Origin of the sequence: Novosphingobium organovorum (genome assembly GCF_022832435.1) — a bacterium.
GTDB lineage: Bacteria > Pseudomonadota > Alphaproteobacteria > Sphingomonadales > Sphingomonadaceae > Novosphingobium > Novosphingobium organovorum.
Window position 1 is genome coordinate 1 of sequence record NZ_JALHLF010000106.1, and the last position, 12,353, is coordinate 12,353.

The 12,353-nt window shown below is 64.9% G+C and carries 7 protein-coding genes and 1 tRNA gene; 6 read left to right on the forward strand and 2 right to left on the reverse strand.

What is annotated here, in order from left to right; translation table 11 throughout:
* From MTR62_RS17535 to MTR62_RS17550, 4 genes are all read left to right on the forward strand, one after another.
* A partial coding sequence (locus MTR62_RS17535) for a hypothetical protein (RefSeq protein WP_244023349.1) occupies window positions 1-1,471 on the forward strand: 1,471 nt, incomplete at its 5' end.
* A gap of 211 nt (window positions 1,472-1,682) precedes the next feature.
* On the forward strand, window positions 1,683-2,141 hold the full coding sequence (locus MTR62_RS17540) for a helix-turn-helix domain-containing protein (protein ID WP_244023351.1): 459 nt from the start codon (window positions 1,683-1,685) through the stop codon (window positions 2,139-2,141).
* 294 nt (window positions 2,142-2,435) lie between these two features.
* Window positions 2,436-2,576 (forward strand): hypothetical protein, encoded by a 141-nt coding sequence (locus MTR62_RS17545; RefSeq protein WP_159108040.1) that lies wholly within the window; start codon window positions 2,436-2,438, stop codon window positions 2,574-2,576.
* The gene (locus MTR62_RS17550; RefSeq protein ID WP_244023353.1) at window positions 2,573-2,974 is read left to right on the forward strand and encodes a type II toxin-antitoxin system death-on-curing family toxin; all 402 of its coding nucleotides are present in this window, start codon (window positions 2,573-2,575) and stop codon (window positions 2,972-2,974) included. Before MTR62_RS17545 ends, MTR62_RS17550 begins: the two co-directional genes overlap by 4 nt.
* Window positions 2,975-3,024: 50 nt before the next feature.
* On the opposite strand, the gene MTR62_RS17555 is transcribed toward MTR62_RS17550, so the two are convergent.
* Window positions 3,025-4,350 carry a tyrosine-type recombinase/integrase gene (locus tag MTR62_RS17555; RefSeq protein ID WP_244023355.1) on the reverse strand — a complete coding sequence of 442 codons (1,326 nt, stop codon included), beginning with the start codon at window positions 4,348-4,350 and terminating at the stop codon, window positions 3,025-3,027.
* A 166-nt stretch (window positions 4,351-4,516) separates the two neighbouring features.
* Window positions 4,517-4,592, reverse strand: a tRNA-Val gene (locus tag MTR62_RS17560).
* A gap of 485 nt (window positions 4,593-5,077) precedes the next feature.
* Here MTR62_RS17560 and MTR62_RS17565 point away from each other — a divergent pair.
* Window positions 5,078-9,964 carry an autotransporter-associated beta strand repeat-containing protein gene (locus MTR62_RS17565; protein ID WP_244023359.1) on the forward strand — a complete coding sequence of 1,629 codons (4,887 nt, stop codon included), beginning with the start codon at window positions 5,078-5,080 and terminating at the stop codon, window positions 9,962-9,964.
* 205 nt (window positions 9,965-10,169) lie between these two features.
* Window positions 10,170-12,353: transglycosylase domain-containing protein (locus tag MTR62_RS17570; protein WP_244023357.1), on the forward strand; the 2,184-nt coding region annotated here is incomplete at its 3' end.

The window sequence follows — 12,353 nt, forward strand, 5'->3', positions numbered from 1 at the left end:
GACCGAATATCGACGCTATCAGGCCGATGCCGCCAAGCTGCGCTACGGCCTGCGGTTTCCGTCGCTGACCGGACGCAAGCCTCAAGGCCGACCGGCACCGATACAAGACCAGGGCGAAGACGGTGACGCGCTTCCCACCACCGGCCTTGCCCGCACGGCGAAGGAGGCACCGCCGCGCCTCACCGCCGAACTGGCGGAACTCATCCGGTTCAAGTCGAGCACGCTGACCGACATCGGCTTTCACCGGAACGGGGTCTGGAATGAGGAGACCATTCTCCAGAAAGTGGAGCACCTGGGCCTTCTGTTCGGCGCTATGCACGCCGCGCCGGATGACGCTGTCGCGGGTCTTGGCGTTCCCGCAGGGCAGCTCACGCTGGCCCTGCTCGTGTTTCCGCGAACCTGGGACTGGTACATCCAGTGGCGCGAGGCACGGCGCGGCTTCTTCACCCGTTGGGAGGTGGACATGCTTCGCCTCGGAGCGGCACTGACCCGCAAACGCACCGGATGGCTGCGCCAGATGCCCGAACTGGCAATGCGGCTTCTCCCCATCAAGGGTCTGCTGAGCGCGGCCGATGTTGAGGCCGCGCGGCAGGACTGGGATACGGCCTGCGACCGGCTCCACGCGCACGCCGTCGCCCGGGCCAAGGAAATCGAGCGTGTCGCGCGCGTGCACCGCGATCCGTTCGAGCCCATCCTGCCCGTTCTCGAAGCGGACAGCCCGGTGGGCGAGTACCGCAAGATCGCCGACGAAGTTCTGCGGCTGGCGCCCGATCCCGATCGCTATCCGCGCGCGGCGGCCGAAGCCGCACGCGCGTTCCTGCTCATTCGCCTCGGCCTGCATCTGGGATTGCGGCAGAAAAACCTGCGCCAGTTGATGGTCTGCCCGCGTGACCGGCTGCCCCGGTCCGAGCGTCAGCTCGAAGCGCTGAAGCGTGGCGAGATCCGCTGGAGCGAACGTGACCATGGCTGGGAAGTCGTCATCCCCGCCAACGCCTTCAAAAACGCAGGATCCTCGTTCTTCGATGGCCGCCCGTTCCGGCTCGTCCTTCCGGACCTGGGAAGCCTGCACCGGCACATCGACGAATTCATCCGCCGCCACCGCCCGGTGCTGCTCGGAAAAATCGCCGATCCGGGCACCTTCTTCGTCAAGACAACCAAGGTCACCAGCCGAACCGCCGAATATGATCAGAACACCTTCTACGAGGCCTGGCGGCTCGTGATCCAGCGCTACGGCATCTACAATCCCTACACGCAAAGAGGCGTCATCAAGGGACTGCTTCCGCACGGGCCGCACAACATCCGCGACGTTCTCGCCACCCACATCCTCAAGCAGACGGGGTCATACGAGCGCGCGAGCTACGCGATCCAGGACACGCCCGACATGGTCGCCAAGCACTACGGGCGCTTCCTTCCGCAGGACAAGTCCGCTCTCGCCGCGCAAATTCTCAATCAGGTCTGGCTCGCCGCGTGACCTTTCGTTTATTTCGAATATGCGCTATCGAAGATTGCTCTTCGGAGAGCCATCATGACACCTCCCGCGAATTCCAGGCCGTCGAACGGCGACATGCCTTCAGTTGANGTCCGCTCTCGCCGCGCAAATTCTCAATCAGGTCTGGCTCGCCGCGTGACCTTTCGTTTATTTCGAATATGCGCTATCGAAGATTGCTCTTCGGAGAGCCATCATGACACCTCCCGCGAATTCCAGGCCGTCGAACGGCGACATGCCTTCAGTTGAAGACCGCCAGATTGCCAAACAGCTTCGCGACCTGCTCGTAGTCGAGAAGTCAGGTGAAGCATCCCTGAGCGTACAGGCAGCGCAGTCCGGGAAGTCGGTCGATATCAAGCTCACCCCCACCTTGTTCGATCTGCTTCGCGAAATGCTCGACCATATCGGCAATGGTCATGCGGTGAGGCTCACACCAATCCAGGCAATGCTGACGACACAGCAGGCCGCAGACCTGCTCAATGTGTCGCGCCCGCACCTCGTCAAGCTCCTGGACCAGGACACAATGCCTTGCACATGGGTCGGACGGCATCGCCGCATCCAGGCCGACGACGTGCTCCGCTACAAGGCGCACAGGGATCGTCTCCGCTCGCAAGCATTGGACGAGCTCATTGCCGATGATGCTGATCTGTTGTGAATTCGTCTGCGTGACAGCAGGGCCGTTGAAATCCAACCCGTAAGCCTGTCGTCGCGCGCTCGCCGCGCAAATGACCTGGCCGTTGTCGAACCATTATGCTTGCAGCTTGTTTTGCGCTTGTGAACGCATTGGTATCGTTCATGCGAGTGGTTCAGGCAGCAGAAATTACAGATGTGCTATGCGCACATTAACTCGAAATTTTGAAACCAACGAATATCAACGTCGTTGAAGAGTCACGTTGACCGTCACACTATATGTGACATATCTGGTGTATCAGCGCATATGGAGGAAGGCATGCTCGAATACGCAGACAAGCCTGACGCGAAGAATCGCGAACCCCGCAAGGCGAAGCCGAAGCGCGAAATTGACCGCAAGAAGCTCCGTGCGGAAATCAATACCAAGTTTTCCAAGTCGCTTGCCTATCTGGCTCAGTGAGCGAACCGTACTGGATCGACGCCGATCAGGTCGTCGAAATTCACGAAGAGCAAATCGAACTTTATGGAGGTCCCCACGGCGTGCGGGACCTCACTCTCGTTGAAAGTGCCGTCGATCGGCCCCGCACGCTTTACCACTACGAAGGCGAAGAAGATGTTCTCGTGCTCGGAGTGCGCCTCGGGCTGTCGATTGCCGACAATCACGGCTTCATTGACGGGAACAAGCGCGCTGGCGCCTTCGCCATGCTCGAATTTTTCGCCATCAATGGCTACGGCCTCGACATGCCGAATGACGAAACCCTGGGGCAACTCTTCAAGGCGGCCGTCGCCGGAGAGATACGCGAGAGTGATCTGGTCGCTGAACTTGATCAATATCTGGTCGAAACCGCCGAAGACTGAGAGCCACCTCCCTGCATTGGCGCAGGATTGCTGAGCTTGCTGGCCGAGCTTCAATTCCAAGACCGCGACGATGTCCGGTTCCCACCACGCTCACGCGGGCCTCGCCGTGTGTCGTCGCGGATCGCGTCGCCCCGGCGTGTGCGCACCGGACCGGTGCCCGCAGGACGTCCGTGACCAGTTCTCCTGCCAGCCGCCTTTCGAAGCGTATCGAGATTGTCGGACCACCACTGCGCCATCTCGACGCGCTCTTTCCAGTGCATGCCGCGATGGTAGGCGGCGCGCACCTTGTTGCTGTCGCCGTGGGCCAGCGCGCGCTCGATGGCATCGGGCGACCACTGCCCTGATTCATTCAGGAGCGTGCTTGCCATCGCCCGAAAGCCATGCGCCGTCATCTCGTCGCCCGAGAAACCAAGACGGCGCAGGGCCGCATTGATCGTGTTCTCGCTCATCGGTCGCCGCCGACTGCGGATCGAGGGGAAGACATAGCCAGTCGGCCCTGAAATTTCCTCGACCCGGCACAGGATTTCGATGGACTGGCGCGAGAGGGGCACCTGATGCGCACGGCGCATCTTCATCTTCTCGGTCGGAATGGTCCAGATCGCGGCATCGAAGTCCACTTCGTGCCATTCCGCATGGCGCAGTTCGCCTGGGCGCACAAAGACGTGCGGGAGAATCTGCATGGCAAGCCGGGTCAGCTCCTGTCCGTCATAGCCGTCGATGGCGCGCAGCAGTTCACCGACCCGGTCGGCCTCGACGATCGCACCGTAATGCTTGGGGCGAGGCGCGATGAGCGCGCCGCGCAGGTCGCGCGTGGGATCGGAGACAATCCGGGCGGTTGCGACCCCATAGCGAAAGACGCGCCCGGCAAGCTGCAGGACGCGCTTGGCCGTCTCGTAATTGCCTTTGGCCTCGATCCGCCTCAGCGCGACGAGAATCTCGATTGTAGTGATTGCCCCGATCGGCAGCCGCGAGATCGCCGAGCCAAGGCGGGTGATGTAGTATTCACTCTTTGTAGCCGTCGATTCCGACATGCCCTCACGCCGCCGCTTGTCGATGAACTCCTGGGCGACCTTGCCGAAAGGATCATCACCACTGGCCTGGGCCAGATAGTTGGCGAGGATCTTCTCGCGCGAAGGATCGATGCCTTCGAGAAGCTGCAGGCGGGCCTGGTCGCGTCTGGCGCGCGCCTCGGCCAGCGAGATGAGCGGATACGGGCCAATGGCCAGCTTCTTCTCGCGCCTCTCCCAGCGGTATTTCATCCGCCACAGCTTGCTTCCGGACGGGTTGACCTGAAGGTACAAACCGGCGCCGTCACCCAGCTTGTAGGTTTTCGCCTGGGGTTTCGCGTTCTTGATGGTAAAGTCGGTGAGCGACATGATTGGGGGCCTCGTCCCGAATTGAGAATCGCGAGGCCCCCAAATATGCCCCAAAAGGATGGGCAGTCATGAGATGGCGGCGGACGCGATGAGCAGGAAGGCCCTAAAAATATCGCAGTTTTCTGCGGGTTACAACGCTCAGTGAGATGTGATGAGGTGTAATCCATGGTGGGCGGTGAGGGGCTCGAACCCCCGACCCTCTCGGTGTAAACGAGATGCTCTACCAACTGAGCTAACCGCCCTTCGCCGCATGTGAGGCGAATGCGCGCCATTACGCGAATTTGCCGCCACGTCAACTGCCTGGCGGGCCTCACTGGGTGATGGGCCGGGCTTTCGGCGTGCGCCTGGGGGGTGGGCAGGCTGGTGCGGCGTGGCAGGCGTTTGCGAGCGCCGTTAAGAGTAGTTGTGGATCACAACGAAATTTCCCGACAAAACGCGGTTAGCGAGACGCGCGAATCGTGCATGGGCGCGCTCCCATCGGGGGCGTCGCTGCGACCGCATCTTCACCATCATATTGGCGAAAATTAAGCACGTATTTCGTCTGGATTGCGGCGTGCTGGCGAGCGCGGAAATGTGCGCTTTTTGATGTAATATAAGATGTCGTGGATCATTTTTTGGGTGCGAAAAGATCCATGAGGTTGTTGAATTCATTAATGATTTCAATTTAGCGGGCCAACCCGTCAGGCGCTGGACAGGCGTCAGAAGATGGGGATCGTAATTCGTGAAAATGAGGAATCTGAACCTGGTTTCGAGCTCGGCGCTGGCCGCCTCGCTCGTGCTTTGCGCCAATCCGGCCCAGGCCGAGGGGGGTATGTCCGATGACCTCTCGGTGTCGTCGGGAACGATCATCTATGTGAATCCGAAAATTGTAGGTGACGTTGACGTTTCCAACGGTGGCGCGGTCTTCGCCTGGAGCGAATTCCAGTCGGGCGACATCCACAACGACGGGCTGATCGCGCTCGGCGGGGAAGCGCACACCGGCTCGATTTTCAACTCGGGCGTGCTCGTCAACAGCGCCAGCGTGTTTGCCGATGGCACGGCCATCAACGATGGCACCTGGGCCATGGCGGGCGACATCTACACTAGCGGTGCGTTCAAGAACGACGGTTCGCTGGTCGTCGTCTCTGGCGGCGATGACGGCACCGAGGCGACCGAGCGCACGATCGAGACGACCGGCTTCTGGGGGAACGCGGACGGTTCGGTGGACCTGGGCAACAACACGCTGGTGATCGACCAGTCGGGCAACAGCACTTACGCGGGCACGTTCGAGGGCAGCGGGTCGCTGGTCAAGGACGGCGAGGGCACTTTGCGCCTGACCGGGGCGAGCACGTTCACCGGCGGGTTGACCATCGCTGAGGGCACGATCGACACCCACGGCGGCGGCACCCTGGCCGATACGCTGGCGGTGAGCGTCGAAACGGCGGGGGCCTACGTCGTGGGCACCGATGACACGATCGGTTCGCTCGACAACGCGGGACGCACCTTCGTCGAGGCCGCGCTGACCACGGGTTCGCTCGACAACTCGGGTCTCGTCGCGGTGTCGGACAGCCTTGCGGTGACGGGCGATGCGACCAATTCGGGCCTGCTCGACATTCACCGCGATGCCTCGACCAGCGTTGGCGGCGATCTCGACAACAGCGGCACGATCGTCAATCAGGGCGATCTCACCGTCGATGGCACGCTCACCAACGAGGCGGGCGCGACGATCGTGCTCGGCTCCAGCCAGAACGCCGCACGCGGCCATGGGCATGATCGGGACAGCGCGAGCACGACGCTGGGCGCGCTCGACAATTCGGGCACGGTGGTGGCCAATTCGAGCCTTACCGTCAGCGGTGCGGTGACCAACACCGAGACCGGCTCGATCACGCTTGGGCAGGGCTCGGACCCGACGTTCGGCAGCCTGACCAACGCGGGCGAGATCACCGCGAACGCCTATCTCGTGGTCGAGGGTTCCTACACCCAGAACGCGGGCGTGCTCTACGCCAGCCAGGGCCTGTCCTCGGGCACGCTTTCGGGCGAGGGCGGCACGATCGTGCTCGGCCAGGGCAGCACCTACACGCTCGACCAGAGCGCCGACGGCACGTACTCGGGCGCGATCATCACGGCCAGCGCGCAGGGCAATCGCGGTCACCAGAACAGCGCCACCACGCTGGAGAAGAGCGGCACCGGCACGCTCACGCTCGCGGGCGGTGAAAACAGCATCCAGGTCGACACGCTGGCGATCGAGGAAGGCGGCGTCACCGTCGCCAACGACGGGGCGCTGGGCGTGCGCACCACGGTGACCACCGCGGCCGAGGGCACCTTCACCATCGAGGGCGACCAGACGATCACCGCGCTGTACAACGCCGGCACCGCGAACATCGATGCCGACCTCACCACGCAGCGCGACGTGGTCAATCAGGGCACGGTCAATCTGGCCGGCGACCTGACCAGTCGGGCCACCGTCAACACCGGCACGCTCAACGTGATGGGCGACAGTTCCTCGGGCACCGAGGAAGCCGCGACGCGCACCTTGACCACCGAGGTCCTCGTCGGTTCGGGCACGATCGATCTTGGCGGCGGCGCGGACAGCGCGAGCAGCACCGCCAACACGCTGGTGATCGACCTTGGCCGTGACAGCACCTATGCTGGCGCGATCACCGGCGCGGGTTCGCTGGTCAAGGAGGGCGACAGCACGCTCAGGCTTACCGGCGCAAGCACCTTTACCGGCGGCCTGACCATCGCCGAGGGCACGATCGACACGCATGGCGGCGGCACGCTGGCCGATACGCTGGCGGTGAGCGTGGAGGATGCGGGGGCCTACATCGTGGGCACCGACGACACGATCGGTTCGCTCGACAACGCCGGGCGCACGTTCGTCGAGGCGGCGCTGACCACCGGCTCGCTGACCAACGCGGGCCTCGTCGCGGTTTCGGACAGCCTCGCGGTGACCGGCGATGCGTCTAGCTCGGGGCTGCTCGATATCCACCGCGCGGCTTCGGTCAGCGTGGGCGGCGCGCTCGACAACACGGGCCTGCTGACCAACGAGGGCACCCTGACGGTGACCGGCAATGCCAGCAACGCCGGGCTGCTGGTGACCGATCGCGGCGCCGAGACGACGATTGGGGGCGATCTCGACAACACCGGGCTCATCGCGAACCTGGGCACGCTCGACGTGGCCGGCACCGTGACCAACCAGGATGGCGCCACGATCCTGCTGATCGGCGCGCAAGACCCGTGGGACGCGAGCGCCGAGACGCGTTTTGGCGCGCTCGACAACGCGGGCACTCTGATTACCGATTCGCACCTGACCGTGACCGGCGCCGTCACCAACGCCGAGACCGGCTCGATCACGCTCGAGCAAGGGGCGGACGCGTGGTTCGGCAGCCTCACCAACGCGGGCACCATCACCGCCAATTCGGTGCTGGTGGTCGACGGGGCCTATACCCAGAACGCAGGCACGCTCTACGCCAACGCGGACCTCTACACCGGGACGCTGTCGGGCACCGGCGGCACGATCGCGCTGGCCGACGGGGTGACCTACACGCTCGACCAGAGCGCGGACGGCACCTACTCGGGCGCGGTTAGCGGGGCGAACGCGCTCGTCGTCAAGACGGGCACGGGTACGCTCACGCTCGACGGGGCGCAGAACAGCTTCGCCTCGAGCGCGCTGCTCATTTCCGAGGGCGAAGTGCTCGCGGCGAGCGAGAACGTGCTCTCGGACGACCTCACCGTCTATGTCGCGAGCGAGGGCACCCTGGCGCTCGGCGCGGACCAGACAATCTACCAGCTCTACGGCGATGGCACGCTTTCGCTCGACAGCTACGTCCTGACCGTGACCGATGGCGGCGAGTTCACCGGGACGATCACCGGCACCGGTTATATCGACACGCTGTCGGGCACGCTCGAGCTGACATCGACCTATTCGAGCACCAGCACGAGCTTCACCATCGAGAGCGGAGCGACGGTCAACCTTGCCGATGGCGGCTCGATCACCGCGGACAGCTTCACCGTCAATGGCGGCACGCTCAACCTCGATGGCACCGTCTCGGGCACCACGGTGACCGTCACCAACGGGGGGACACTGCACCTGGGCAACGGCGAGGACCTCGATTCGCAAGACTACGACGCGGGTGAGATCGATGCCACCAGCACGGTCGTCGAAGGCGGTGGCTCGCTGACCGGCAACGGCTATGTCTCGGGCACCACGACGATCAACGACGGCACGCTGGCGCCGGGCAACTCGCCGGGCGTGATGACCTTCGACGATCTCGTGCTGGCCGATGGCTCGACCACGCAGATGCAGATCGAGGGCACCAGCGGCGCGGGTGTTTCGGGCGGCTACGACCAGATCGTGGTCAACAATTCGCTCACGATCGCGAGTGGGGCGAGCCTGGAGATCGACAATTCGGCCAACCTGGGCCTGGGCGAGACGGCCCAGCTGTTCAGCTACGACCAGGGCGCGGTTTCGGGCTACTTCGGCAGCGCCAGCGCGTCCGAGGGCAACCTCATGCTCAACCTCTCCACCGGCGAGGCGGTCGGCCTTGGCGACACCAGCTACGACGATTTCGTCTCCGCGGTTTCGGTCAACGCCAACGCCAGCGCGATCCTGGGCGCCGAAGTGGTCAACACCGAAGGTGGCGTCGCCCAGTACTACGGCGGCCATCTGCTCACCGACGTGACCGCCGCGCTCGCCAACGACACGTCGGTGGCCGACGTCTTCGCCCGCTGGTCGCCCGAGGCCTATACCGGCATTCTCGACCAGATGAAGACCGCCCTGCTCGCCAACCTGCCCGACCTTGGCGGGTATGACGAGCTGACCGCGGGCCGTCACTACCTGTTCGGTTCGTACAACCGCTCGGGCATCGATGGCCAGGACAAGGCGGGGTACGTGTCGAACCGCTTGCGCGACGATTCGTTCAACCTGGGCATGGTCTACCAGCTTGCCCACGCGCAGGTGACGATGGCCTACGGCCACTCGGCGGGCAGCGTTTCGAGCACGAACTTCGCCGCCGATGTCGATGGCGATGAGCTGAGCGTCGGGGTTTCGGCGCCCTTCGCGGCCAAGGGCGCGCTGCGCGCTTCGGGCCGGGTCGCCTACGGCAAGTTCTCCAGCGACGGCACGCGCACGATGAACCATGGCACCGCCACGTTCAACAACGTGTCGAGCGATGTCTGGTCGGCGATGGGCGGGCTCGAGTACCTCCAGCACTTCAAGCGCTGGAAGCTCACGGTGAACGCGGACATGGCCTATCTCGATGCGCGCATGGACGGCTTCACCGAAAGCGGTTCGGGCGATACCTACGACCTGATGCATGTCCACACCACGCGCCAGGACTACTGGGTGGGCACGCTGACCGGGCGTCTCGACTACGCGCTCGATGCCACCAGCAGCGTCTACGGCAAGGTCAAGTACACGCATGAATTCGGCGACGAGTTCACGCAGCTTACCGCCAACATCGCGTCCGAATCGCTCGACTTCACGGTCAGTAATCCGGGGCTTTCGCAGGATCGCGTGATGGGCGGCGTGGGCATCCAGGGCGCCGTCGCCAAGCGCTTCACGGTCAACGCCGAAGCGCTCAAGGGCACCGACAAGAGCTTCGCGATCCGCGCCGGGCTCAGCGTGGCGTTCTGATCGCTGCAGGCCGCCATGCGTTGAATGGGCTTCACCGCATGGCGGCCAAACCGCCGCACGGGGCGCCGTGGCCATGGGGCTGCGGCGCCCCTTGCGCGTTTGCGGGGGCTGTATCGCTCGTTCGGCCAGGCGAAAGGTTGTCCACGCTATCGCCCGCGACGAGGTGGTGCGCCCACGCGAGCAATGGTGTAATCCGGTCCCAGCCATGTTCAGACTGACCCGCAAGCCCAATCCCGTTTCCTCCGCCAACGCCGTGGCCGATTCCGCTTCCGGGCCGAGGCCCGACGGGCCGGGCGATCAGGGCGGGCTTCCCGCCGGCGGCCTGCCCGGTGTGGACCTCGACCATGTGGCGCCGCGCAAGAAGCGCTCGCGCTGGTGGTGGATTTCGCGCGGCGTGGCCGCGTTCCTCTTCCTGTTCATCCTGCTGGTGGGCTGGCTGGCGGTCACCGCGCCCTTGTCCAAGTCGCTCCAGCCGGTCTCGCCGCCGCAGATCACGCTGCTCGCCGCCGATGGCACGCCGATCGCGCGCACCGGGGCGATCGTCGCCGCGCCGGTCAAGGCGGCTGATCTGCCCGACCATGTGAAGCAGGCTTTCATCGCGATCGAGGACCGCCGTTTCTACGAGCACTGGGGCGTTGATCCCTATGGCATCGCGCGCGCGGCCTGGACCAACCTTACCACCGGGACCACGCAGGGCGGCAGCACGATCACCCAGCAGCTTGCCAAATTCACCTTCCTCACGCCTCAGCAGACGATCACCCGCAAGGCGCGCGAGGCGCTGATCGCGTTCTGGCTCGAGGCCTGGCTGACCAAGGACCAGATCCTCGAACGCTACCTGTCGAACGCCTACTACGGCGACAACACCTATGGCCTGCGCGCGGCGGCGATGCACTACTTCCACCGTCGGCCCGAGCGGCTGACGCCGGGGCAGGCGGCGATGCTCGCGGGGTTGATGAAGGCGCCGTCCGCGCTGGCGCCCAGCAGCCATTACGATGCCGCGGAAAAGCGCATGCGCGTGGTGCTCGCCGCGATGGTCGAGGCGGGTTACATGACCAAGGCCGAGGCCGCCGCGGTGCCCGATCCCAGGCTCGACGTGCGCGATGCCAACGACCTGCCCACCGGCACCTACTTCGCCGACTGGGCGCTGCCGCAGGCGCGCGCGCTCAACCAGGGCGGCTATGCCCCGCAGACGTACACGACAACGCTCGACGCGCGGCTCCAGCTCGCTGCGCGCCGCGCGGTCGAGCGCGCGAACCTGGGCAAGGCGCAAGTCGCGCTCGTCGCCATGCGCCGCAACGGCGAAGTCGTCGCGATGGTCGGCGGCAAGGACTACGCCGACAGCCCGTTCAACCGCGCGACACAGGCGATGCGCCAGCCCGGCTCGACCTTCAAGCTGTTCACCTACCTCACCGCGATCGAACAGGGCTGGAAGCCGCACGACACGATCTCCAACGCGCAGATCGAGACCGGCGCCTACCGTCCCAAGAACGCGGGCGGGCACTATTCGCCCACGATCACGCTCGAGGATGCCTTCGCGCGTTCGAGCAATGTCGCCGCGGTGCGCCTGTTCCAGCAGGTCGGCAGCGACAAGGTCATCGCCACCGCGCGGCGGCTGGGGGTCACAGTGCCGCTGCCGCAGGGCGATCCGAGCCTGGCGCTGGGCACCGCGACGATGCCGCTGATCGAACTGACCGCCGCCTACGCCGGGGTCGCCGCCAACGAATTCCCGATCGAACCGCGCGCTTTCCCGGTCGAGGAAAAGGGCTGGTTGGCGCGCCTGATGGACGGCAAGCACAGCCTGTCCAAGTCCGAACAGGGGGCGATGGAGGAATTGCTGCGCGCCGCGATCAACAAGGGCACCGGGCGGGCGGCGATCCTGCAGGCGGCGAACTTCGGCAAGACCGGTACCACGCAGGACAACCGCGATGCGCTGTTCGTCGGCTACGCGGGCGATTACGTCGTGGGCGTGTGGGTCGGCAACGACGACAATTCGCCGCTCGACGGGGTTCACGGCGGTTCGACCCCGGCGCGCATCTGGCGCGACTTCATGCAGCAGGCGCTGGGCGAACGCGCCGCACCCGCCGCGCCCAAGGCGCAGCCCGAAGGTCCGGTCCAGCCGCTCGACGTCGAAGGGCTCGACCAGCTGCCCGAGGCGACGATCCCGCTCGGCGCGGACGGCAACTTGCGCATCCAGGACGGCACCGCGATCATCACCACCGACATCAACGGCAACCCGGTCGATCTCAAGCTCGACGGCAATGGGCTCAGGGTCGATGGCGAAAAGGCGCTGCAGGAAGCCCAGCGCCGCCTCCAGCAGGGGATCGAACGCGCCACCGCGCGGGCCACCGGCAGCGCCGCACCGAGCCCGAGCGCGACGCCCAGCGCCGCG